We start from the raw sequence: 23,665 nt of genomic DNA, 5'->3' as shown, positions 1-23,665 counted from the left end.
CCCCCCGCGAAGGCGCTGTGCACGATGTACCGATATGGCCGACAACTGCGCCGATTCCAGCCTCTGCCCTGACGTCAGCGTGATCATCGGTGCCTATGAGGCGATGCCCTATCTGATGAGGTGCCTCGACTCCGTCCAGGCCCAGACGCTGGGGGCGGAGCGGATCGAGATCGTCGCCGTCGACGACGGCTCGACCGACGGCACGGGGGCGTATCTGGAGGACTTCGCGGCCCAAACGGCCGTGCCGATGCGGGTGGTGCACCAGCCCAACTCCGGCGCTCCCGGCGGCCCGCGCAACACCGGCCTCGCCATGGCCCGCGGCCGCTACGTCTTCTTCCTGGACGCCGACGACTTCCTCGGCGAGGAGGCGCTGGAGTGCATGGTCGCGATGGCCGAACGCGCCGGAACCGACGTCGTCCTCGGCAAGACCGTCGGCGTCAACCGCAGGGTCACCGCGTCGATGTGGGAGCGCACCGTGGAGCGGGCCGACATCTACACCTCCAACGTCAAGTTCGCGCTGAGCGCGCAGAAACTCTTCCGGCGCGAACTGCTCGTACGGCACGGCATGAGGTTCGACGAGTCCCTGCGCACCGGTGAGGACGCGCTGTTCACGATGGAGGCGTATCTGCGGGCCCGCGGGGTCTCCGTCGTCGCCGACCGCACCTGCTACTACCTGGTCGGCCGTGACGACGGCAAACACGTGACGAAGACATGCGGTTACGAGTCGCGCTTCGACTCGGCGCGCGCCCTGACGAACCTGATCGCCGCCCATCTGCCGCCCGGTACCCGCCGCGACCAGCTGATGGTCCGGCCCTTCCTGGTCACCTTGCTGCCGCAGTTCGGCCCGGTCGTGCTGCGCCAGCCCGACGAGTGTCTGCGGCACAAACTGGAGCTGGCGGCTCCGCTGATGGCGGCGTACTGGACGCCGGGCGTCGCACGCCGGCTCAGGGTCGAGCAGCGGTTGCGGCTCACCAGCGCGGCCCTGAGCCGGCCGGGACCGCTCCTGGACGTCCTGGCCTTCTGCCGGGACGGGCTGCTGCCCGAGGTGGTGCACCGCCGAGGACGGGACTATCTGGCGTACCCGCATTTCGACGACCCCGGGGGCGGGATCCCGCTCTCCGCGTACGAGATCACCGTGATGGAGCGGATCGCCGGGCGGCAGATCGAACCGCGGGTGCCCCTCGCCAGGCGGGCGGCCCGGCGGGCACTCCGGCTGGTCCAGCAGACGGCCGGGCCGGCGGTCGCGGACCGCTGGGCCGCGGCGGCCGGCGGCCGGCTTGTCCAGCGGCTGAAATGAGTGCGCACCGAGGCCGCGGCCTGGCATAGATTCGCCTCTGTGACAGGTGCAAGGCAGTCAGTGGCAAGGCAGTCCGATTCCCCGCAGTCCGCCGCGGAGCGGTCCGCTTCCCCGCAGGCCCGGTCCCCGCAGTCAGCCTCCCGGCGTGCCGTGGCGCGGCAGTATGTGGCGGAAGCCCGCAGGATCGTCGTCAAGGTCGGCTCGTCCTCGCTCACCACCGCCGCCGGCGGCCTCGACGCCGACCGTGTGGACGCCCTCGTCGATGTGCTCGCCAAGGTCCGCAGCGGCGGCGAGAAGGAGATAGTGCTGGTCTCCAGCGGAGCCATCGCGGCCGGACTCGCACCGCTCGGGCTCGCCCGGCGCCCCAAGGACCTCGCCCGCCAGCAGGCCGCCGCCAGTGTCGGCCAGGGCCTGCTGGTCGCCCGCTACACCGCCTCCTTCGCCCGCTACGGCGTACGTGTCGGGCAGGTGCTGCTCACCAGCGACGACACCAGCCGGCGCGCCCACTACCGCAACGCGTACCGCACCCTCGACCAGCTGCTCGCCATGGGAGCCGTCCCGGTGGTCAACGAGAACGACACCGTCGCCACCGACGAGATCCGGTTCGGCGACAACGACCGGCTCGCGGCCCTGGTCGCCCATCTCGTACGCGCCGATCTGCTCGTCCTGCTCTCGGACGTGGACGGGCTCTACGACGGTGACCCGAGCAAGCCCGGCACCTCCCGGATCGAGGAGGTCACCGGCCCCGCCGATCTTGAGGGCGTCTCGATCGGCGCGGCCGGCAAGGCGGGCGTCGGCACGGGCGGGATGGTCACCAAGGTCGAGGCGGCCCGGATCGCCGCGGCGGCGGGCGTGCCCGTCGTCCTCACCTCCGCCAGCCGGGCCGCGGACGCTCTCGCCGGGAGGGACACCGGCACCTACTTCCGCCGCACCGGGCGCCGCTCGGCCGACCGGCTGCTGTGGCTCGCCCACGCGTCGACCCCGCAGGGCTCGCTGACGCTCGACGACGGAGCCGTGCAGGCCGTCGTGCGGGACAGGAAATCACTGCTGCCCGCCGGAATCGCCGCGGTCGAGGGCGAGTTCAGCGCAGGAGACCCGGTGGAGCTGCGCGATGCCGGGGGCCGGCCGGTGGCCCGCGGACTCGTCAACTTCGACGCCAGGGAGATCCCGCAGCTCCTCGGCCGCTCCACGCGTGAACTCGCCAAGGAGCTCGGCCCCGCCTACGAGCGCGAGGTCGTCCACAGAGACGATCTCGTCGTCCTGGACCAGGCCTGAGCCCCACCCGTGGTCCCGCCCATCCGTTCGGTCGCTCTTGATCGCGTTCGAACTCGCTCCGAAACGGCTGAAACTCCCGCCTTCGGGCAAGGACCTTTACTAAAACGGCCCCACGTGCGCCCCGGGACTGGTCAACTTTGTCAGGGGGACTTTGTCAGGGGGACTTCCGTCACCCGGGGCAGGACGGGGTTCAGCACGACAACGCATCAACAGGAGGCCGCCGGTGAGACGAGCGCGCCCAGGGGCGGCGCCCCGGGGGACAGGGGGCACCGCACGCACCCGCAGGGCCGTGGGGGAGCAGCGCGCCCTCACCAGTGTGGACACGGGGGCGGATTTCGCCGACGCCGTCGACCCCGCCGACGGCACGCGTGACGAGGGACGCAACGGCGACGGACCGGAATCCGGGGCGCCCGGCGGGGCTCGCGGACCGCGCGCGGTAGGCCGGGGCGAAGACGCGGACGGCGGCGCCGGCTCCTCCGAACAGGCCGCGCAGGCACACGGCGGTGACCACACCGTGTCCCGGCTCTGGCACATCACCCTGTGCGTGTCGGGTGCGCAAGCCCCGCTCAAGGAGGTCAGGCGCGGTCTGGAACAGCTCGCCCACGACCATCCCTTCCTCCTGACCAGTCGGTACGCCAACGATCACGCCGAGATCCGCTACTGGGAAGAGGCCCGGGATCTGCACGACGCCGCGGCGGTCGCGCTGCGGCTGTGGGGCGAGCACCGCTCCAGCGCCAAGCTGCCGCCGTGGGAGATCGTCGGCCTGGAGGTCATCGACCGCGAGACCTACCACCAGCGCATCGCGGAAGGTTACGGTCTGCCCCCCGCCGCCCCGGTCGGCGTTCACCCGTTCTGACTTTCCGGGGCTTCCGGGTTTCCGGGCCTCCAACGGGCAGCCCGGAGACCCTTCCTCGGGCACGGGCAGGACGTTTCCGGGCCCGCAGAACGATTCCGGGCCCGCACACCGGGCCCGCATCCCCGGCCGTGGCCCGTCTCGTGGTCCCGCGGCCCGTCTCGTAGTGCGGGATACCTTCCGGATGCCCGCAGACGGCGCATTACCCTGCGAGCATGACCTCGCTCTCCCCGTACGACAACCTGTCCCCGGTCACCCGCGCCGCCTACCGGGCCCGTGCCGCCGCCGCCGAGATCGCGCCACTTCCGCGCGCGGTGAAGGACGACGCCCTGCTGGCGATGGCCGACGCCCTCGAGGTGCGCACCGCGGAGATCGTCGAGGCGAACGCCGAGGACATCGCCCGTGCCCGTGAGGCCGGCACCAGCGAGGCGATCATCGACCGGCTCAGCCTCACGCCGGAGCGGGTCCGGGCCATCGCCGCGGACGTCCGTGACGTCGCCGCCCTGCCCGACCCCGTCGGCGAGGTGGTGCGCGGCTCCACGCTCCCCAACGGCATCGATCTGCGCCAGGTCCGAGTCCCCCTCGGCGTCATCGGCATCATCTACGAGGCCCGTCCGAACGTCACGGTGGACGCCGCCGCCCTGTGCCTGAAGTCCGGGAACGCCGTGCTGCTGCGCGGCTCCTCCTCGGCGTACGCGTCCAACACCGCGCTGGTGACGGTGCTGCGCGACGCCGTCGGGGGAGCCGGGCTGCCGGCCGACGCGGTGCAGCTCGTCCCGGGTGAGAACCGCGACTCGGTCCGCGAACTGATGCGCGCCCGCGGACTCGTCGACGTCCTCATCCCGCGCGGCGGTGCCTCCCTCATCCGCACGGTCGTCGAGGAGTCCACGGTGCCCGTCATCGAGACCGGGACCGGCAACTGCCACGTCTACGTCGATGCCCAGGCCGACCTCGACATGGCCGTCGACATCCTGATCAATTCCAAGGCGCAGCGGGTCAGTGTCTGCAACGCCGCCGAGACCCTCCTCGTCCACCAGGACATCGCCGCCGAATTCCTGCCACGCGCCCTGAACGCCCTCGGCGAGGCCGGCGTCACCGTCCACGCCGACGACCGGACACTGGCGCTCGCCGAAGGCACCAAGGCCACCGTCGTCGCCGCCACCGCGGAGGACTGGGAGACGGAGTACCTCTCCCACGACATCGCCGCCGCGGTCGTCGACTCCCTCGACAAGGCCGTCGAGCACATCCGGCTGTGGACCTCCGGCCACACCGAGGCGATCGTCACCACCTCCCAGGCCGCGGCCCGCCGATTCACCCAATTGGTCGATTCCACGACCGTCGCCGTAAACGCGTCCACACGCTTCACCGACGGTGGCCAGTTCGGCTTCGGCGCCGAGATCGGCATCTCCACGCAGAAGCTGCACGCCAGGGGCCCCATGGGCCTTCCCGAGCTCACCTCGACGAAGTACATCGTCACCGGCGACGGTCACACCAGGTGACGGGGGAGTGCGGGGAGTTCCCCGCACTCCCTGCCCAAAACCCTTGCCCGGGACTACCCTGAATGCGTGCCGGACGACGTGGGGGGCAGGCCGTTCCCGGACGGCTGGGAGCCCGACGACGACCGCGGAGGCGCGGAAGAGGACTTCGCCTCCGTGGTGTTCGACGAGGACTTCGTCCGGGCCGCCGCGTTCCATGAGCCGTCCGCGGCCGAGCGACTGGTCGCCGCCGCACAGGCGCGGGCCGAAGCCGAGGCCGCCCGGGCGCGCGCCGGAGCGGGCGCGGCGGACGACGAGCTCTACGACGACGGCTACGGTCCGGGCGGTGCGTACGGCCACGAGCGTCCGTACGACGTCTTCGGCCCCGACGACCGCGGGGCACGCGACCCGGACCCCTACGGCCCGCACGGCGGGGCCCTGCGCCCCTATCGCGGCGCCGCCCGCTGGCACCGCCCCGTCGCCTGGGTGCTCGCGCTCGTCATGGGGATCGGCATGGTCGCGCTCGCATTCGCCGCCGTCTACCGGGGTGCCTCGGCCAACCGTCAGGACCGTGTCCCGCCGCCGGCCACGACCGGCGTCGACCAGCCCTCGACGGCGCCCGCACCCGACCGCGGGACCAGCCCTTCGGCCTCTGCCGACTACTCCGCACCTCCTGTCTCCGCATCGCCCCGCACCCCCTGAAGCCACCCGGGCGCCGGCGGAATGCGTGAGCCGTTGTCGGAAGTTGTCGACCTGCCCCGCGTTTACGCCGGCGCCGCCCGACCTACCCTGAAGGTATGGCAGGGCGTGGAGACCCACCTGAGGGGACACCCGAGGGGCTCCCCGGCGGTGGTGAGGACGAGTACGGGTCCGTCGTCTTCGACGAATCGTTCGTCCGCGCTGCCCGCCTCCAGGAGTTCTCCGCCCAGGAGCGGATGGGCGACCATGCCAGGGCGGTCCGCAGCCGCCCCGGCTGGCGGGTGTGGACCGGCACCAAGCAGGCGTTCCTGCTGGTTCTGCTGATCGCCGTGGCCTTCGGTACCGCGATCTACATGGGCGTCCGCCATCCGTACCAGCCGGCACCTCCGCAGCCGGCGGAGCCGCTGCGGAGCACGGTGATACCCCTCGCCCCCCGGGACCCCGTGCCCGGTGGGCAGCCCGCCGAGCTGTTCGCGCACAGCCACGCCGCCGATTTCCGCATCGGAGCCGCCGGTATCACTCTTCCGGCCGCACAGCGCACCAGGAACTTCTCCGAGAGCCAGGTCATGACCGCGCTGACCATCGCCAAGGACTACCTCGTGAACTCCTCGCTCGACCCCGCCGTGCTCAGCGGTACGTCGGTACGGCCGGTGCGGGTGCTGATCGATCCGGACCAGCTGGAGCAGTTCGACCGGTCCGTCAACACACCCGCGAACGACGGACGGCATGCGGCGACCGGCTGGCTGGTGCGCTTCGACCAGACGAAAGCGGTCCTCGCCGACCCGGACATCCGGGTCCGTGGCACTCTCCGGGTCACCGACGCGGGCCCCAACTCCCTCGAGGTGGTCTCGGACCACACCTTCGCCTATGCGCTGCGTCCCGCCGGGCCCGGTGCCGGCTCCGGACCGGCAGCCCGATCCGATGGGGGAGCCCGTCCGACCGACGAGGCCGGCACCCGTGGAGGTGTCGCCGCCGACACCGCGGCCGAGCAGCGAGTGAACGACGCCTCGCTCTTCACCGCCCGCCGCGAGCTGCACTTCCGCTTCGACCGCGACGATCTGCGTACACGCCGGGCGGAGCTGCTCTTCAGCTATCTGCAGGCCGGTCCGATGGCCTGCTCGGCCGATGTGGCCGGCGCGCTGGTGCCCCTGCTGGCCGGCCAGCAGGCGACCGGTGACGGCCCGGCCGGCACCGATCCCTACGAGACCGGCCGGACGACGGCCGCCATCTGTGGCTCGCTCGCCGCAGGCGCCCAGCCGAGCCGAGCCCGGCCTCCTTCCTGACCGCCCGCGCAGCACGGCGTCATCCCGTCGAGCCGTGCCAGGCCGTCCCTGACCGCTTCAGGCACCGGGGACTGCTGGGAGACCCCTGCAGACCCCTACGCCTGACCGTCCGTCCCCTTGGTGCCGTTGTCCGAGGGCCGGTCGCTGCCCGTGCTGCCCGCGCCCGTGAACTTGTCACGCAGGCGGCCGCCCAGATCGCCCGCGCCCCCGGCTATGTCCCCGACGAGCTTCATCAGCGGATCCTTGCTCGTCCGCACGGAGTCCGCGTAGTGCGCCGCCGACTCGCGGAAGGAGTCCGTGACCGAGGTGCTCTTGTCCTCGGTGCGCCGCGGGTAGTGACCGTCCATGATCCGCTGGTAGTCGCGGCTCTCGGCCCACTTCTTCAGCTCGGCGGCGCGCACCGTGGTGAACGGATGCGTACGGGGAAGCAGGTTAAGGATCTTCAGCACCGAGTCCCGCAGGTCTCCGCTCGCCTCGTACTCCTCGGCCTGCTCCAGGAAGGCGTCCACGTTCATCTCGTGTAGATGGTTGCCGCCCGCGATCTTCATCAGGCCCCGCATCGACGCCTGCAGGTCCTGGCCCACCAGCAGCCCGGCCCGGTCCGCCGAGAGCTCCGACTTGCGGAACCACTCGCGCAGGGCGGTCACTATCGCCATGATCGCGACGTTCCCGAGGGGGATCCAGGCGACCTTGAGTGCCAGATTGGTGAGGAAGAGCAGGATCGTGCGGTACACGGCATGGCCGGAGAGCGCGTGTCCCACCTCGTGGCCGACGACCGCCCGCATCTCCTCCTCGTCGAGCAGCTCCACCAGTCCGGTGGTCACGACGATGATCGGCTCGTCCAGCCCGATGCACATCGCGTTGGGCTTGGGGTCCTGCGTGACGTACATCGGCGGGACCTTCTCCAGGTCCAGGATGTAGCACGCGTCGCGCAGCATGGTGTGGAGATGGGCGAACTGGGCGTCGCTGACCCGCACCGAGTCGGAGAGGAAGAGCAGTCGCAGGCTTCGCTCGGGCAGTAGTCCGCTCAGCGCCTTGAAGACGGTGTCGAAGCCGCTGAGCTTGCGCAGGGCGACCAGCGCCGAGCGGTCCGCCGGGTGCTCGTACGCCCGGGAGGAGATGTCGGGGAAGCGCGTGCGCTGCCTGCTCGGCACATTCCCGGAGCTGCTGTCGGTCATCATTTGCCCCCTGATTCCTTGCGAGTTCTGACCCGTCCCCCTGACAGACCCCAGCGTAGGCGCTGTGGTTGCGACGCCACGGGGCCTGTGGATAACGCGGCTGCCGCGGCCCGCGCGCGACCGCACAGGACCCGGCGCCGCCGCCGTGGAACGGCTGTGGCGATTGCGACAACGACTGAGTCGGCGTGAGCGTGCCCGGGCCCGACGCATACGATGTGCGCGAAGTCTCCGCTCCGGCCCCCGATCGATAGGTCCTGCAGAAGATGAGCCTCGTCAGCACCGCCGCCAACCTGGTCACTCTCGCCGAGGGAGCCGAGCACGGCGGCAACCACGAAAGCCTCAGCCCCTACCTCACCGGCTTCGGCGCCTTCGGCGCCCTGCTTCTGCTGCTGTGGATCACCACCCGGTTCAACCGCGACCGCTGACGACGGGGACGGGTCGGACAGCTGTGCCAGTAGGCTCTGCTCGCATGGGTAAGGGACAGCAGGAACTGCCTACGAGGGGCGGCAAGCGCCGACTCGGCGTCATGGGCGGGACATTCGACCCCATCCACCACGGTCACCTGGTGGCCGCCAGTGAGGTGGCCGCCCTCTTCCACCTCGACGAGGTGGTGTTCGTGCCGACCGGACAGCCGTGGCAGAAGAGCCACAAGACGGTTTCTCCGGCCGAGGACCGCTATCTGATGACGGTCATCGCCACGGCGTCCAACCCCCAGTTCTCGGTCAGCCGCATCGACATCGACCGCGGCGGTCCGACGTACACCATCGACACCCTGCGGGACCTGCGCGCGCTCAACAGCGATTCGGACCTCTTCTTCATCACGGGAGCCGACGCGCTCGCCCAGATCCTCACGTGGCGCGACGCCGAGGAACTCTTCTCACTCGCCCACTTCATCGGTGTCACGCGCCCCGGCCACGACCTGACGGACGACGGACTGCCCAAGGGCGGTGTCTCGCTCGTCGAGGTCCCGGCGCTGGCCATCTCGTCCACCGATTGCCGGGACAGGGTCGCGCAGGGCGACCCTGTCTGGTATCTGGTGCCGGACGGTGTGGTGCGCTACATCGACAAGCGCCAGTTGTACCGCGGCGAGTGAGCCACGGAGAGGGGCACCGGTGAACGACCAGCAGAACCCGTACGACCCGTACTACCCGCAGCAGCCTCAGATCATCGGCTACGACGAGTACGGGCAGCCGGTCTACCAGCAGCCCCACCACTCCCCGCAGTCGCAGGGTTACGACCCGTACGGCCAGCAGCAGAGCCAGCAGCAGGGCTACGGGTATGACCCCTACGCCCATCCGCCGCCGGACCAGCACGGCTACGACCCCTACGGGCAGGGCGCGCAGACTCACCGGCCCCACGAGGCTCCACAGGGCTACGGCTACGACGGAACCCCGGGCCGCGACGGCTACGACGGCCGAGACGGCTACAACGGCGCGCAGGGCTATGAAACCGGTCGGCAGGCCGCCGTCGACACCACTCGGCAGTGGAGCTTCCCGCAGCAGCAGGTCCAGGCCGCCGCACCGACCCCGCAGGCCGCCCCGCGGCCGGATGCGGACCAGACCGCCCCCGTACCCGGGCAGCGCCAGCCCGCGGAGAGTGGTACCGGGCCCGGTGGAGCGGAAGCCGGGCGCGACTACCGGACTGAGCAGTTCTCGTTCATCGAGGAGCCGACCGAGGACTCCGAAGATGTGATCGACTGGCTCAAGTTCACCGAGAGCCGCTCCGAGCGCCGCGAAGAGGCCAGGCGCCGGGGTCGCACGAGGTTCGTCGCCCTCCTCGTCGTCCTGGCACTCGCGGCCGTGGGCGGCGTCGGTTATCTCTGGTACGCAGGCAAGCTTCCCGGCATCGGCGGCTCCGGCGCCGCACAGAACACGGCATCGGGGCCTCAGAAGCGCGACGTCATCGTGGTGCATCTGCACAACACCAAGAAGGGCGGCACGTCCACCGCCCTCCTCGTCGACAACACGACCACCAGGCAGGGGACCACGGTCCTGCTCCCGAACGCGCTCTCCGTCGCCGACGACGAGGGCGCCGCCACCACCCTGGGCAAGTCCGTCGACGCGGACGGCTCCACCGGCACCCGCGAGTCGATCGGCACACTGCTCGGCACCAAGATCACCGGAACCTGGCGGCTCGACACCCCCTACCTGGAGAACCTTGTCGAGCTCGTCGGTGGCGTCGACATCGACACCAATGCCGAGGTGCCCGGTGCCAAGAAGGGCGAGGCGCCCTTGGTGAAGAAGGGTGAGAACCAGACCCTGAACGGACAGATGGCCGTCGGCTACGCCACCTACCGAGGCAGCGGCGAGGCCGAGGCCAAGCAGCTGGAGCGCTTCGGTCAGGTGATGTACGGAGCGCTGCGGAAGATCTCCAGCGATCCCAAGGGGGCGACCGTGACGATCCAGACCCTCGCCCAGATCCTCGATCCCTCGCTGCCCGAGAAGGACCTCGGAGCCTCGCTCGCCACGCTCTCGGGGTACGCCAAGGGCGGCGACTACAAGACCGAGCTGCTGCCCGTCCAGCAGGACGGGACCCTCACCCAGGAGGCGAGCGACAGCGTCGTCAAGGACGTCCTGGGCGGCAAGGTCAGCACTCCCGAAAAGGGCGCGGCGGTACGCGTGGGCGTAAGGAACGCCTCCGGAAACGCCGACGCCACCGAGGCGGCCAGGATCGTGCTGGTCAACGGCGGCTACGCCTTCGTCGGCGCCGCCAAGGCGGACACCGCGGCGTCCTCCCAGGTCCTCTACGGAGACGAGGCCCGCAAGCCCAAGGCCGTCGAGGTCGCCAAGACGCTCGGTCTGCCGGCGGGCGCGGTGAAGAAGGGCGCGGTGGCGTCGAACGCCGACGTGACGGTCGTCCTCGGCCGTGACTACAAGATCCCGAAGTAGTTCCGGAGGCGGCCGGGAAGGAAGGCGGCGGCGCCGTCCGGACGCGCCCGCGGGGGCCGCGGCGGCCGGGCGGCGTGCGGCGGCCGCCCCCGCCACGGCACGGGCGCCGGGGGGTGCCGGGTAATCACGGCGTGGGCTGTCGGCGGTCCGTGAGACCCTGGAGGGGTCTTGACCGCCGACGAAAGCCTGCTTGTGACCGCCACGGACCGCTCCCTGGAGCTCGTCAACGCCGCCGCCCAGGCGGCAGCCGACCGGCTCGCGCACGACATCATCGCGTACGACGTCAGCGATGTTCTCTCGATCACCGACGCCTTCCTGCTCGCCTCCGCCCCCAACGACCGCCAGGTCAAATCGATCGTCGACGAGATCGAGGAGCGGCTCCTCAAGGAGCTCGGCGCCAAGCCCGTGCGTCGTGAGGGCGACCGCGACGCGCGCTGGATCCTTCTCGACTACGTCGACATCGTCGTGCATGTGCAGCACAGCGAAGAGCGTGTCTTCTACGCCCTGGAGCGGCTCTGGAAGGACTGTCCCGAACTGCCGCTCCCCGAGGACGCCCTCAAGACCCGCGGGAAGGCGAAGGAGCACGCCCGTCTCGTCGGGGACGGCAGCGGGACGGACGGTGAGCTGAGCTGAGCGTCACCGACCAGGGCAAGGGCAGGGACCGCCGTGTCGTCCTGTGGCGGCACGGCCAGACCGCGTGGAACCTGGAGCGTCGTTTTCAGGGCTCGACGGACATAGAGCTGACCGAGACCGGCATCGGGCAGGCGCGCCGGGCAGCCCGTCTGCTCGCCTCGCTGAAGCCGGACGCGATCATCGCGTCGGACCTGAAGAGGGCGGCGGCCACGGCACGCCAGCTCGCCGCCATCACCGGCCACGACGTCGCCTACGACGCGGCGCTGCGCGAGACGTACGCCGGCGTCTGGCAGGGGCTGACCCACGACGAGATCGTGGGCCGGTACGGGGAGGAGTACGCCGCCTGGAAGCGCGGTGAGCCCGTGCGCCGCGGCGGTGGTGAACTGGAGACCGAGGTCGCCGACCGCGCCGCCCCCGTCGTGCTCGAGCATGCCGACAAGCTGTCGGTCGGCGGCACCCTGGTCGTGGTGAGCCACGGCGGCACGATCCGGACCACCATCGGACGGCTGCTCGGCCTGGAAGCACGCCACTGGGAGAGCCTCGGGGGGCTGTCCAACTGCTGCTGGTCCGTGCTCGGTGAGGGGGCGCGTGGCTGGCGTCTGCTGGAGCACAACGCGGGCACCCTCCCCGAGCCGGTCCTCGGCGACGACGACTGAGTGCGGCCACGGGCCCGGGGCGGTGTCCCGCGGTCCTTGCCTGCGCCGTCCCTGCGCGGTCGTCCTGCCGTCCGCGGTCTGCCGCCGCCCCTCCGCTTGTGCGCGGACGGGGCGGTGCCGCGGGCCGGATGACCGCGTGGGCCGTGTCCCTCTCGCGCGTCCGGACAGACCTCCCGCCCGGCTCCCCGTGCCGGACGTCCGGACGGGGGCTGGATTTCACTTTCCGGCTGGTCACAGGCTAAGGTTCTTCTTGTTCGCAGCGCGGAGCGCGAAGAACACAAGGGGCTATAGCTCAGTTGGTAGAGCGCTTGCATGGCATGCAAGAGGTCAGGAGTTCAATTCTCCTTAGCTCCACAAGCATCAACATCGGATCCCGTCCTCGCCAGAGGGCGGGATTTCTTCGTTCCTTCGCAGGATTCGACCTGTTCCCGTACAGGTCCTGCGCAGTCTCGTACGTCGACGGACTGACCGCGTGGCGGTGCCATGGCAGAATCGGGAACGGCTGGAGGCGACGACGGCCCGAACGGGAGGAGGGGCGATGCCCCCTGGCAGCATCGGGGAGGGCAATGGCCTGCTCGCCGCTGCGGAGCCCCGGACTCGTCTCAGTTGCCCCTCGTGTGGTTCGGCTCACGTCGCCCAAGTGCTCGGCGACAACGGAGGTATCTCGTACGTGTGCACCGCCTGCGGCCACAGCTGGAGCTGAGTGATGGGTGCACACAGGCGGAAGTGCGACTGGTGTGACAGTGGCACGCCGATCGTCCGCGACATGGACCCCGTCAATCCGGAGTACCAGTACTGGTGCGAGGAGTGCGCACGGGCGCTGATCATAAAAGGCGATCCCATCGAGACATACCGGGAGCTTGAGGGCGAACCGATCTACGGCCGGCTGCTCGACGAGCACTGCGCGCTCAAGAGGTTCTACTCGTTCGCGACCGCCTGAGCCCCTCGGAACCCCCTCCGAAACCGGGTACTTCCGGACAGAACGGTGCCGGCCTTAAACGATTTGGTGAACCACCGGGGGGACCGTGTAATGTTCTCTGTGTCGCCGGGAGGGAATCCGAAAGGTCGACACTCAGCAAGGGGCTATAGCTCAGTTGGTAGAGCGCTTGCATGGCATGCAAGAGGTCAGGAGTTCAATTCTCCTTAGCTCCACAGCAGCTCACTAGGAGCAGACGAAGAGGGCCATCCCGATCCGGGTGGCCCTCTTTCGTGTCTCCGTCAACCCTGGCCGCTGCCCAGGGCCTTGCGGTTGCTGCTCGGCAGCTCCGGACGGCTCGGGCGCTTCTGTGCAGGCGCTTGTTCGAGCCGGATCGCCAGTGCCGGGCACCGGCGTACGACCCGCTGCGCGCGGCCCCGCAGATGCATCGGCACTGCGGCCTCGGCCACCGTGGGGAAGCCGTCGGGACCCATACGGATCAGCTCGGGCACGATCTCGGCGCAGATGCCGTGGCCCTTGCAGAGCGTCCAGTCGATGGCGAGCTTCTCGCCGCTCGGGATCGACTCCTCCGCCTCCTCGTAGCCAGGCAGGGGCAGCGGCAGCACCCCCGTCGTCTCACGGCCGCAGCCACCGTGCAGCACATGCGCCGCGAGGTCGTCCGTGAACGCCGACAGGGTCGACGCGAAGAACCGCGCGGAGCCGTCCGGGTGCTTGCACGCACCACGCCCCTTGACCGCCTGGGTGACCTCCCGAAGCGCCTCCAGGGCAGCCGGTCCGCCGCCGTTGATCACATCGGACAGTCCGCCGGCCGCGGCGGGCAGGCCCAGCTTGCAGGGACCGCACTGGCCCGCCGTCTCGGCCGCGAGCCAGTTGGCCACGCGCTGCGCCTCTCCGAGCGGGCAGGTCTCGGGGCCGATCGGCAGGATCGCGCCCGCGCCCAGCGCACCGCCCACGTTGGCCAGCGACTCCCGTGAGATCACGGCGTCATGGGTGGCGGCGGCGTCGATCCAGTTGCCGTGGTAGCCGCCGGTCAGCACGCCCTGCGGGACCGGCGGCGCGCCCGCGAGCTGCAGCACGTACCGCAGCGGGACACCCGTCGGCACCTCGAGCACCATGGGACGGGCGACCGCGCCGGAGACCGTGAGCATCACCGTGCCCGGCTCCTTCTCCAGGCCCGCGTTGCAGTAGCGGCGGGCGCCGATCCGGGCCGCGACCGCGAGCTGCGCGAAGGTCTCCGCGTTGGAGAGCAGCGTCGGCGCCCCCGCCACACCGGACTCGGCCGCGCGCTCGCGGCGGCCGGGAGGAAGGGCCGGGCCGCCGTTGATCGCCCGGATGATCGCCGACGCCTCGCCGGAGACCATGCGCTCGGGGTTGCGCTGCACCCGCGCGCGCAGCTGCTGGCCGCGCCGGTCGGACAGCCCCCGCTCGGCGAGGGCGGCACGCATCGAGACCTCGGTGGAGTTCCGGGTCACCGCGACGACCAGGGTGCGTGCGCCCAGTGCCTCGGCGGCGAGCAGCGCGCCGTCCAGGATGAGGTGGGGCGCCCGGTTGACCATCACCGTGTCCTTGCGGCAGGCCGGTTCGTCCTCACTGGCGTTGATCACCACGACGGGCCGTACACCCCGCCGGATCGCCGCCTTGGCCACGGCGCGCAGTTTCTGGTGAAACGGGAATCCTGCGCCGCCGCGGCCGCGCAGGGATATGTTCTCGGCCAGCTGAGCCAGCCGCTCCCCGGTCATGGGTTCCAGCGGACCGTGCACCTTCAGATGCATTTGGAGGTCGAGACGCTCGACCAGGTCGAAGCCCTGTGTCAGTTGGGGGAGGCCGACGACGCGGACTTCGGGGACATCGGGGAGAGGGGCGTTCACGGTCGGTCTCCTGCAGGTGTGTTCCAGGGCTCCCCGGCGGGGGGCGGAAAGAGCGGGCCGGGGGCTTGTTGCGTGTCGTCCGGCGACGGGCTGTACGCGCTCGCGTCGGCGTAGCCGCCGCCCGCCGCGCCGTATGCGGACGCCGCGCCGTATGCGGACGCCGCGCCGTACGCGGAGCCGGCGCCATACGCGCCCGCCGCGCCGTACGCCGCGCCGTACGCGGAGGCCGCCGGGGAAGCGGATGCGGCTCCGTACGGATCGGTGTACTGCGGGATGGCACCCGTCTCGTACACCGGAGTGGAGCCGGTGTCGTACACGGGCGTGGAGCCGGTGTCGGGAGCCTGAGCGGCGGCGGTGCCGTACGCGGGCATGGATCCCGTGTCGTAGGTGGGTATGGATCCCGTGTCGTACGTAGGCGCGGAGCCCGTGTCGTACGTCGGGATGGAGGCGGTGCCGTACGCGGGTATGGATCCCGTGTCGTACGTGGGTATGGATCCCGTGTCGTACGGAGCGGCGGTGGTCGTCTCGTACCGCGACGCGGGGGACGGCGGGGGGAAGGCCTGTCCCGGCGGCGGCGGTGAAGGCGTCGGCCACAGGTCGGGCCGCGGGCCGGACTCGTCGATCGCGGGGAGTTCCTCGGTCATCAGGACGCGCTCGGCGACGGGGATCTCGCCGGAAGACGCGGTCGCCTCCGGGCCCGTACGGCCCGAGGTGTCGCCTGATCGGGAAACGGCGCGGTAGGCGGCGGAGATCCCGGTGCCGGGACCCCCGCCCGCCGACGGGCCGCCGAACGACGCGGCGCCGGCGAAGGACTCTGCGGACGTGTCGGCGGACGGGGAGGGCGTCGCTTCGTACAGGGCGGGAGAGGGAGCGGGTATGCGCCTGGGCTCTCCGCGCGGCGGGGCGAGCGGCTGGCCCAGGGAGGCACCGAGCGACGATCCCAGGGGCCGGTCGGCACGGCTGCCCAGGAGATCGTCCGGGCTCTCCTGGCGCTGCCGCGGGAACTCACGCTCGAACTCGGGCTGCGAGGTGCCCCCCGAAGAGCCGGGCAGGGGGGTGACGGACATGTTGCGCCGGGCCGTCTCGGGGCCCTCGGCGGCCAGACCGCCCGAACCCATCAGGCTCACCAGGCGCTCGGCGAAGCGGCGCTGGATCTGCGGCGGCATCAGCCGCAGCGCGACGATCGCGGCGACTCCGGCCAGCGCGAGGCAGTACATGGTGGTGACCCACGTCGCCGCGGGGCGACCCGCGTAGAGACCGTGGACGAGCGCGAAGCACCAGGCGGGGTAGGCCAGCATGTGAAGGGCCCGCCAGCGCGCCGCGAGGGGGGCGTTTCCGGCGAGTGCGCTGCGCGCGGCTCCTGTGGACGCGGCGACGACCATCAGCAGTCCGGCGAGCGAACCGAAGCCGATGAGGGCGGACGTACCCGTGATGCCGAGGCCGAACGGGATGATCGCGCCGATCAGTGCGACATGGCCGAGCGAGACCTTGACCGAGATGTGCAGCAGAAGGAAGCCGAGCGAGGCCGTCGCGGTGCCACGGTGGAACCCCTGGGCCAGCAGACGCTGGCGTGTGGACAGCAGCAGCCGGTCGGTGGCGAGGAGACCCCAGGCGACCGAGGCCGACAGCGATACCAGCGAGAGGACACCGGAGGCGAAGTCGAGCGCGGCGCGGAAGCTGTCACTGCCGCCGACGGCGAGCAGGGGGAGGAGAACAAGAGCGGCCACAACCAGCCCGACCTGCACCTGCCGGCTGAGTCCCGGGCTTTGTCCGGGTGATGAGCGGATCTTGCGACGAGGGTTCATAGGGGCGACTCCGATGGTGCGGGAAAGCGGTCCCGTGGTTCGCATGCTAGGTCGAGCCATACCAAGCAGTACGAGCTTTCCTCCTTTAATGGTCAGTCCAAGCGGGAACTGACCCTGGGGTTGCCCCGGATAGGGGCGATACGCCGAGTAACTCGAGGTCCGAAACTGCCCTGAAGGCATCGGGAGGGTGTCCGGAATCACGTCCCCCGGTGGCGTGATCGCGATCGTGCACGCGGAGCGATCGTTCGATGCGGTCCGCAGCCGCCCTGGGGTACCCTGGCGCCATGCGTGCCGTACGCCTTCTGCTTAGCGAGCCGCGCTGACCAGTCCCGACCGGTGACTCATCCGGTCGGAGTCGGCGCGGCGTCCCCTCCTGTGCGAGGGGTCCTTTTGTTTGTGGGCCCAGCCCGTTCCGGGAACGCCGGCAGAGACGATCGATGGAGCTTTAGGGATCATGAGCGAGACGAATTCCTCCCCCGCAGCCTTCGGCTCGGTTGGGGCGCCCTCCGCAGAGGTGGCCGCAACGCACCGCTATACGGCAGCCATGGCCGCCGATATCGAGGCACGCTGGCAGGACTTCTGGGACGCCGACGGCACGTACGAGGCACCCAACCCGAGCGGTGACCTGGCCGGGGAGCCGGTGGCCGTGGAACGCCCCAAGAAGTTCATCATGGACATGTTCCCGTACCCCTCCGGTGCGGGTCTGCACGTCGGACACCCGCTGGGCTATATCGCGACCGATGTCTACGCCCGTCACCAGCGGATGACCGGCCACAACGTCCTGCACACCCTGGGCTTCGACGCCTTCGGCCTGCCCGCCGAGCAGTACGCCGTCCAGACCGGCACGCACCCGCGGGTCTCCACCGAGGCCAACATCGAGAACATGAAGGTCCAGCTGCGCCGGCTGGGCCTGGGCCACGACAAGCGCCGGTCGTTCGCGACGATCGACCCGGACTACTACAAGTGGACCCAGTGGATCTTCCTGCAGATCTTCAACTCCTGGTACGACGAGGACGCGAAGAAGGCCCGCCCGATCGAGGAGCTGGTGGCGCGGTTCGAGAGCGGGGAGCGTGCGACTCCGTCCGGGGCGGCCTGGAGTGGGCTGAGCGCCGTCGAGCGCGCCGATGTGCTGAGTGGGTACCGCCTGGCGTACGCCTCCGACGCTCCCGTCAACTGGTGCCCCGGGCTGGGCACCGTCCTGGCCAACGAGGAAGTCACCGCCGACGGCCGCTCGGAGCGCGGCAACTTCCCGGTCTTCAAGGCCAACCTGCGCCAGTGGAACATGCGCATCACCGCCTACGCCGACCGTCTGCTGGACGACCTGGACGCGCTGGACTGGCCCGAGGCGATCAAGCTGCAGCAGCGCAACTGGATCGGCCGCAGTGAGGGCGCGCGCGTCGACTTCACGGTCGACGGCCACGAGGGTGAGCCGGTCACCGTCTTCACCACCCGCCCCGACACGCTGTTCGGCGCGACCTACATGGTGCTGGCGCCCGAGCACGGCCTGGTCGACGCGATCCTGCCCGCCGAGTGGCCCGAGGGCATGCCGCAGGACGTCAGGGACGCCTGGACCGGCGGTGCGGCGACTCCGTCCGACGCCGTCGCCGCGTACCGCAAGCAGGCGCAGAACAAGAGCGACGTCGAGCGCCAGACCGAACACAAGGACAAGACAGGTGTCTTCACCGGCGCCTACGCCCTGAACCCGGTCACCGGCACCCGGATCCCGGTCTTCGTCGCCGACTACGTACTGATGGGCTACGGCACCGGTGCCATCATGGCCGTGCCCGGCCAGGACGAGCGCGACTGGGAGTTCGCCGAAGCCTTCGGTCTGCCGATCATCCGCACGGTGCAGCCGCCGGCGGACTGGGAGGGCGAGGCCTTCACCGGTCAGGGCCCGGCCGTCAACTCCTCCAACGACGAGATCTCGCTGGACGGTCTGCCCGTCGCCGAGGCCAAGTCGAAGATCATCGCTTGGCTGACCGATCGCGGGATCGGCGAGGGGACCATCAACTTCCGTCTGCGTGACTGGCTGTTCAGCCGTCAGCGCTACTGGGGCGAGCCGTTCCCCATCGTCTACGACGAGGACGGCGTCGCCCACGCGCTGCCCGACTCGATGCTGCCGCTGGAACTGCCCGAGGTCGAGGACTACTCGCCGCGCACGTTCGAACCGGACGACGCCGACACCCAGCCCGAGACCCCGCTGTCGCGGAACGAGGCATGGGTGAACGTCGAACTGGACCTGGGCCGGGGTGACGGGGTCAAGCGCTACCGGCGCGAGACCAACACCATGCCGAACTGGGCCGGTTCCTGCTGGTACGAACTGCGCTACCTGGACCCGCACAACGCCCGGCAGCTGGTCGACCCGGCGATCGAGCAGTACTGGATGGGCCCGCGCGAGGGACAGCCCCACGGCGGCGTCGACCTGTACGTGGGCGGTGCCGAGCACGCCGTGCTGCACCTGCTGTACGCCCGCTTCTGGTCCAAGGTGCTGTACGACCTGGGGCACGTCTCGTCCGTGGAGCCGTTCCACAAGCTGTACAACCAGGGCATGATCCAGGCGTACGTCTACCGGGACAGCCGTGGCTTCCCGGTGCCGGCCGCCGAGATCGAGGAGCGCGACGGGAAGTTCTTCTTCGACGGCGAGCCCGTCAAGCGCGAGCTGGGCAAGATGGGCAAGTCCCTGAAGAACGCCGTCACTCCGGACGAGATCGCCGCCGAGTACGGTGCGGACACGCTGCGCCTGTACGAGATGGCGATGGGTCCGCTGGACGTGTCCCGGCCCTGGGACACGCGCGCGGTCGTCGGCCAGTACCGCCTGCTGCAGCGTCTGTGGCGCAATGTCGTCGACGAGACGACCGGCGAGGTCACCGTCGTGGACGACGCCGAGCCCGACGAGGCGACGCTGCGCGCGCTGCACAAGGCGATCGACGGTGTCGGCCAGGACATGGCCGCCATGCGTTTCAACACCGCCATCGCCAAGATCACCGAGCTGAACAACCACCTGACCAAGGCGGGCGGCCCGGTGGCGCGGTCGGTCGCCGAGCGGCTGGTGCTGCTGATCGCGCCGCTGGCCCCGCACATCGCCGAGGAGCTGTGGAGCCGGCTGGGGCACACCGGGTCCGTGGTGCACCAGGACTTCCCGGTGGCCGACCCGGCGTACGCGGTGGACGAGGCCGTCACCTGCGTGGTGCAGATCAAGGGCAAGGTCAAGGCCCGCCTGGAGGTCTCACCGTCCATCACGGAGGCCGAGCTGGAGGCCCTGGCTCTGGGCGACGAGGCCGTCGTCGCGGCACTGGGTGGTGCCGGCATCCGGAAGGTGATCGTCCGGGCGCCGAAGCTGGTGAACATCGTCACCGGCTAGGTCCTGGCACGGGCTGCAAGGGGCCGGTGCCGCACCGCGCAGGTCCGGCCCCGGTGTTTCCCCTAGGGGGTTTCTGATGGATCTCCGTGGAGGAAGGAGCGGCGTCCGGTGCGTGCTCTCGGGGTGCCGGCTGGGAGCCCTCGTACTGGATGTACTTGGGCTTTCGGCCGGTGCGGCGAGAGTGAGTGCCGGGCGTCGCGACGCCGCGGAGATCCGTCAGAAACCCCCTAACTGATCATTTCAGAATGAGTTCGCGTTGGGGGTTGGCAGTTGGGCGTGTGGACGGCAGAGTTCTGCAGGTGTCGGATGATCTTGTGCCTGATGACCTGTGGGAACGGGTAGCACCGCTACTTCCTCCCCGCCCGCCGCGGCGCCGACGGTATCCGGGTCGGCTGCCCGCGGATGACCGTGCTGCCCTGCGTGGGATCGTTTACGTGCTGTGTAAGGGTGTGAGCTGGGCGGATGTCCCCACGGAGAGGATCGGCTGCAGCGGGGTGACCGCCTGGCGGCGCCTTCGAGACTGGACCGAGGCCGGCGTCTGGCCTCGTCTGCACGAGGTTCTTCTGGCAGAACTACGGGCGGCCGACCTCCTGGACATGGATGACGCGGCAGTGGACGGCTCGCACGTCAGGGCTCTCAAAGGGGGGCTCACACCGGACCTTCGCCGGTCGACCGCGCGCGTCCGGGCAGCAAGCACCACCTGATCACCGACCGACACGGAACCCCGCTGGCTGTGTCCCTGACCAGCGGAAACTGCCATGACGTCACCCAGCTGATGCCTCTGCTGGACGCGATACCCCGCATTCGCGGAGTCCGGGGCCGTCCGCGTCACCGGCCCAAACGACTGTTCGCCGACCGCGGCTACGACTACGACAAGTACCGACGTCTCCTCCGAGTCCGCGGCATCACACCGAAGATTGCCCGTAAGGGCACCGCCCACGGCTCCGGCCTGGGCAAGACCCGCTGGGTCGTCGAGCGCACCTTCGCCTGGCTCCACCAGTTCAAACGCCTGCGGATCCGCTACGAGATACGCGCCGACCTCCACCTCGGCCTACTCCAACTCGCCTGCAGCATCATCTGCTTACGACGACTCCGAACCTCATTCTGAAATGATCAGTAAGGGCAGGTTGGGGGTTCCGATGGAACCCTCGGCCTGCCCGCTCCGTTTACGGTGGGAGGACACCGTAAGGGACTCGGAGGGCGCCTCGTGGAATCGATCATGCTCATCCTGGCGCTGCTTTTCGCCGCCTTCGTGGCGCTCGGGGTGTACGTAGGCGTGAAGGCGGTCGGCGCGGCAAAGCGCGGTGTGGACCGAACGATCAGCCAGGCCCGGCGCACGGTGGAGGATACGGCGCTGCGCGCGAGGAGTTTCGGCCAGTCCGGTGCCGCCGGTGAGCTGGCCCAGCTGCGGCTGCGGCTGCGCACCTCGATGAAGGCCACTCAGGACGCGCTGCACGCGGGCGTCGCCGAGGACGCCTCGCTGAAGGAGTCCATCGGCCTGTTCCAGCGGCTGAGCGCCCACGGCCGCGACCTGGACGACGAGCTCCGCCGGCTCGAGCGGGAGCCGGACCGGAGCCGGGTCGTCGAGCGGCTGCCGGAGCTGCGCGAGCGGGTGGAGAAGATCGTGCATTCGGCGGAGTCGCTGAGGTGGGCCGCCAGGGACCGAGCACGGGCGTTCGCGACGGACGACCTGGACGCACTGAGCGCGCAGATCGACGTGGAGGCGGGTGCGCTGCGGGACTGGTCGCGGGCGGAGCCCGACTGGTCGGCGATGGAGCACGACTGGTCGTCCGGGGCCGCGCCGGGTTCCGGGCCTCGGACCACGGGGCCCTCGGCCGGCTCGCCGGATCCGGCCGCGGCGTCCGGTGCGACCCCGGGCAGGGAACACGGTTCGACGCGGGACCAGGCCCCCGGTGCGGAACACGGCTCAGGGGCACAGCGGGACGCCGGCGCGGGGACGGCACAGCCGGGGACGGACGGGGCGAGCCGCCCGCAGGCGATCACAGCACGGGACCCCCGGCAGCCGTCGGCGTTCTCGTGGCAGAAGACGCCGCGTCCGGAGACGACCAACTGAGCGGAGGGCTGCCGCGCCAGATCGATGAGAGCGCATGCGCCCCGCCCGCCGGGCGGCTGCCGAGTCCCGGGCGGCGGAGCCTGGTCGACGCGGGGCGCGAGTGGCTGCACGAGTGCGAGGAATTGCCGAACAGAAACGGGTGAGGGGGCGCGGCGGAGGGCGGTCGCGGGCCCATGAGCACCGCTCGGAGGCGGCTGCCACCGGGGCCGGCGGCACGTCGTTCGCAGAGTGGAACGGCGGGCCGGGGCGGGGTCGGGCTCCCGTGCGGGGCCCCCTGCGGGTAACCTCCCGCTCATGTCCCGCCATGTCGCGATCGTCACTGATTCAACGGCCTACCTGCCGCCGCAGACGATGGAGCGGCATGGCATCACGGCGGTCCCCCTCACCGTCGTGCTGGGTGATCAGGCTCTCGAGGACGGCACAGAGCTCTCCGCCCGGTCGCTCGCCCTGGCGTTGCAGAAGCGGCGGCCGGTGACGACCTCGCGGCCGAGCCCGGAGTCCTTCGCCGCGGCTTACCGGAAGACGGCTGAGGCCGGAGCGACCGGAATCGTTTCTCTGCATCTGTCCTCCGAGTTCTCGGGGACCTATGACGCGGCGGTGCTGGCGGCGCGCGAAGCGCCCGTGCCGGTGCGGGTGGTGGACACGGGCATGGTGGCGATGGCCCTCGGGTTCTGTGCGCTCGCGGCGGCGGACACGGCGGACGCGGGCGGCACCCTGGACGACGCAGTGGCCGCGGCCGAGAAGCGGGCCGCGGCCACTGCGGCCTACTTCTACGTCGACACCCTCGACTATCTCCGCCGAGGCGGCCGCATCGGTGCCGCGCAGGCGCTGCTGGGCTCCGCTCTCGCGGTGAAGCCGTTGCTGCAGCTCGACGGCGGCCGGATCGAAATGCTGGAGAAGGTCCGTACGGCGTCGAAGGCGATCGCCCGCCTCGAGGAGATCGCGGTGGGGCGCGCGGGTGCGGGCCGTGTCGATATCGCGGTGCATCATCTCGCCGCGCCGGAGCGGGCGTCGGTGCTCGCGGACCGGCTCCGGGAGCGAGTACCGAACCTCGCGGAGCTGCACGTCAGCGAAGTGGGCGCGGTGATCGGCGCACACACGGGGCCGGGGCTGCTGGGCGCCGTGGTCTCTCCGCGATGACTCGCCCGTCCGGGTGATGCGTTTATCCACAATGGGCTGGTTTTCCACCGGAATTGAAGCGGTCCGGCGAGGACTGGCGGATATGCCTACCGTCGGACGGCATGAGACACCGCTCACGCTCCGTGACCAGTGGTCCCGGCCGTGCCCCGGCATCGGACGGCCGGTTCCGCGACAGCCGGCGAAGGGGGCGGGCCGCCCGCCCGCGACTTCCGTCCGACGCGTCAACAGCAGCGACGCCGACGT

Annotated in this window: 19 protein-coding genes and 2 tRNA genes; 18 read left to right on the top strand and 3 right to left on the bottom strand. The window is 70.6% G+C overall.

Features of this window, described 5'->3' with window-relative positions; all coding sequences use genetic code 11:
• The first annotated feature begins 34 nt into the window (after positions 1–34).
• The 6 genes from ACTWOL_RS12640 to ACTWOL_RS12615 all read left to right on the top strand — a co-directional run bounded on the left by ACTWOL_RS12640 (position 35) and on the right by ACTWOL_RS12615 (position 6,882).
• Entirely contained in the window at positions 35–1,297 is a 1,263-nt protein-coding gene (locus ACTWOL_RS12640) for a glycosyltransferase family 2 protein (RefSeq protein ID WP_474296757.1), read from the top strand.
• Between the two features lie 150 nt (positions 1,298–1,447).
• A complete protein-coding gene (gene proB, locus ACTWOL_RS12635) occupies positions 1,448–2,572 on the top strand; it encodes a glutamate 5-kinase (protein WP_474301149.1) in 1,125 nt (374 codons plus the stop codon).
• 223 nt (positions 2,573–2,795) lie between these two features.
• Positions 2,796–3,428: a hypothetical protein gene (locus ACTWOL_RS12630; protein WP_474296756.1), complete on the top strand. Its 633-nt coding sequence runs from the start codon at positions 2,796–2,798 to the stop codon at positions 3,426–3,428.
• 212 nt (positions 3,429–3,640) lie between these two features.
• On the top strand, positions 3,641–4,924 hold the full coding sequence (locus tag ACTWOL_RS12625; RefSeq protein WP_474296755.1) for a glutamate-5-semialdehyde dehydrogenase: 1,284 nt from the start codon (positions 3,641–3,643) through the stop codon (positions 4,922–4,924).
• A gap of 66 nt (positions 4,925–4,990) precedes the next feature.
• Entirely contained in the window at positions 4,991–5,602 is a 612-nt protein-coding gene (locus tag ACTWOL_RS12620) for an SCO2584 family spore wall biosynthesis protein (protein ID WP_474296754.1), read from the top strand.
• A gap of 95 nt (positions 5,603–5,697) precedes the next feature.
• A complete protein-coding gene (locus ACTWOL_RS12615) occupies positions 5,698–6,882 on the top strand; it encodes an SCO2583 family membrane protein (protein WP_474296753.1) in 1,185 nt (394 codons plus the stop codon).
• A 95-nt stretch (positions 6,883–6,977) separates the two neighbouring features.
• On the opposite strand, the gene ACTWOL_RS12610 is transcribed toward ACTWOL_RS12615, so the two are convergent.
• Entirely contained in the window at positions 6,978–8,063 is a 1,086-nt protein-coding gene (locus tag ACTWOL_RS12610; protein ID WP_474296752.1) for a M48 family metallopeptidase, read from the bottom strand.
• Positions 8,064–8,323: 260 nt separating this feature from the next.
• Here ACTWOL_RS12610 and ACTWOL_RS12605 point away from each other — a divergent pair, with 260 nt between their 5' ends.
• The 8 genes from ACTWOL_RS12605 to ACTWOL_RS12570 all read left to right on the top strand — a co-directional run bounded on the left by ACTWOL_RS12605 (position 8,324) and on the right by ACTWOL_RS12570 (position 13,389).
• A complete protein-coding gene (locus ACTWOL_RS12605; RefSeq protein WP_474296751.1) occupies positions 8,324–8,485 on the top strand; it encodes a hypothetical protein in 162 nt (53 codons plus the stop codon).
• A 44-nt stretch (positions 8,486–8,529) separates the two neighbouring features.
• The gene (gene nadD / locus ACTWOL_RS12600; protein WP_474296750.1) at positions 8,530–9,153 is read left to right on the top strand and encodes a nicotinate-nucleotide adenylyltransferase; all 624 of its coding nucleotides are present in this window, start codon (positions 8,530–8,532) and stop codon (positions 9,151–9,153) included.
• Between the two features lie 19 nt (positions 9,154–9,172).
• A complete protein-coding gene (locus ACTWOL_RS12595) occupies positions 9,173–10,948 on the top strand; it encodes an LCP family protein (RefSeq protein WP_474296749.1) in 1,776 nt (591 codons plus the stop codon).
• Between the two features lie 192 nt (positions 10,949–11,140).
• Positions 11,141–11,581 (top strand): ribosome silencing factor, encoded by a 441-nt coding sequence (rsfS, locus tag ACTWOL_RS12590; protein ID WP_474301148.1) that lies wholly within the window; start codon positions 11,141–11,143, stop codon positions 11,579–11,581.
• Entirely contained in the window at positions 11,578–12,237 is a 660-nt protein-coding gene (locus tag ACTWOL_RS12585; protein WP_474301147.1) for a histidine phosphatase family protein, read from the top strand. The genes rsfS and ACTWOL_RS12585 overlap by 4 nt, the downstream gene beginning before the upstream one ends.
• A 281-nt stretch (positions 12,238–12,518) precedes the next feature.
• Positions 12,519–12,591: transfer RNA gene (locus tag ACTWOL_RS12580), tRNA-Ala, on the top strand.
• 352 nt (positions 12,592–12,943) lie between these two features.
• Positions 12,944–13,177 carry a hypothetical protein gene (locus ACTWOL_RS12575; protein WP_474296748.1) on the top strand — a complete coding sequence of 78 codons (234 nt, stop codon included), beginning with the start codon at positions 12,944–12,946 and terminating at the stop codon, positions 13,175–13,177.
• A gap of 139 nt (positions 13,178–13,316) precedes the next feature.
• Positions 13,317–13,389 (top strand) — tRNA-Ala (locus ACTWOL_RS12570).
• Between the two features lie 66 nt (positions 13,390–13,455).
• On the opposite strand, the gene ACTWOL_RS12565 is transcribed toward ACTWOL_RS12570, so the two are convergent.
• On the bottom strand, positions 13,456–15,042 hold the full coding sequence (locus ACTWOL_RS12565) for an NADH-ubiquinone oxidoreductase-F iron-sulfur binding region domain-containing protein (RefSeq protein ID WP_474296747.1): 1,587 nt from the start codon (positions 15,040–15,042) through the stop codon (positions 13,456–13,458).
• On the bottom strand, positions 15,039–16,769 hold the full coding sequence (locus ACTWOL_RS12560) for a ferric reductase-like transmembrane domain-containing protein (protein ID WP_474296746.1): 1,731 nt from the start codon (positions 16,767–16,769) through the stop codon (positions 15,039–15,041). Before ACTWOL_RS12560 ends, ACTWOL_RS12565 begins: the two co-directional genes overlap by 4 nt.
• A gap of 622 nt (positions 16,770–17,391) precedes the next feature.
• Here ACTWOL_RS12560 and leuS point away from each other — a divergent pair.
• The 4 genes from leuS (at position 17,392) to ACTWOL_RS12540 (ending at position 23,422) form a co-directional block, all read left to right on the top strand.
• Positions 17,392–20,208: a leucine--tRNA ligase gene (gene leuS, locus ACTWOL_RS12555; RefSeq protein ID WP_474301146.1), complete on the top strand. Its 2,817-nt coding sequence runs from the start codon at positions 17,392–17,394 to the stop codon at positions 20,206–20,208.
• Positions 20,209–20,507: 299 nt separating this feature from the next.
• Positions 20,508–21,316 (top strand): IS5 family transposase gene (locus ACTWOL_RS12550; RefSeq protein WP_474296745.1). Its coding sequence is split into 2 segments (ribosomal slippage): positions 20,508–20,847 and positions 20,847–21,316, totalling 810 coding nucleotides; the frame shifts between segments, so codons are not numbered across the junction.
• Between the two features lie 99 nt (positions 21,317–21,415).
• Positions 21,416–22,282, top strand: a complete 867-nt coding sequence (locus ACTWOL_RS12545; RefSeq protein WP_474296744.1) for a hypothetical protein — start codon at positions 21,416–21,418, stop codon at positions 22,280–22,282.
• 294 nt (positions 22,283–22,576) lie between these two features.
• A complete protein-coding gene (locus ACTWOL_RS12540) occupies positions 22,577–23,422 on the top strand; it encodes a DegV family protein (RefSeq protein WP_474296743.1) in 846 nt (281 codons plus the stop codon).
• Positions 23,423–23,665: the final 243 nt, after the last annotated feature.

This window comes from Micromonospora sp. IBHARD003, assembly GCF_056106285.1.
Note: the sequence above shows the minus strand (reverse complement) of the source record. Positions and strands in the feature narration are given on the sequence as shown.

Bases quoted from the DNA above. Each gene is read 5' to 3' on its own strand.
- ACTWOL_RS12615 (WP_474296753.1), top strand. From the start codon at position 5,698: ATGGCAGGGCGTGGAGACCCACCTGAGGGGACACCCGAGGGGCTCCCC.
- leuS (WP_474301146.1), top strand. From the start codon at position 17,392: ATGGCCGCCGATATCGAGGCACGCTGGCAGGACTTCTGGGACGCCGAC.
- ACTWOL_RS12625 (WP_474296755.1), top strand. From the start codon at position 3,641: ATGACCTCGCTCTCCCCGTACGACAACCTGTCCCCGGTCACCCGCGCC.
- ACTWOL_RS12575 (WP_474296748.1), top strand. From the start codon at position 12,944: ATGGGTGCACACAGGCGGAAGTGCGACTGGTGTGACAGTGGCACGCCG.
- ACTWOL_RS12640 (WP_474296757.1), top strand. From the start codon at position 35: ATGGCCGACAACTGCGCCGATTCCAGCCTCTGCCCTGACGTCAGCGTG.
- ACTWOL_RS12605 (WP_474296751.1), top strand. From the start codon at position 8,324: ATGAGCCTCGTCAGCACCGCCGCCAACCTGGTCACTCTCGCCGAGGGA.
- nadD (WP_474296750.1), top strand. From the start codon at position 8,530: ATGGGTAAGGGACAGCAGGAACTGCCTACGAGGGGCGGCAAGCGCCGA.
- ACTWOL_RS12610 (WP_474296752.1), bottom strand. From the start codon at position 8,063: ATGATGACCGACAGCAGCTCCGGGAATGTGCCGAGCAGGCAGCGCACG.
- ACTWOL_RS12540 (WP_474296743.1), top strand. From the start codon at position 22,577: ATGTCCCGCCATGTCGCGATCGTCACTGATTCAACGGCCTACCTGCCG.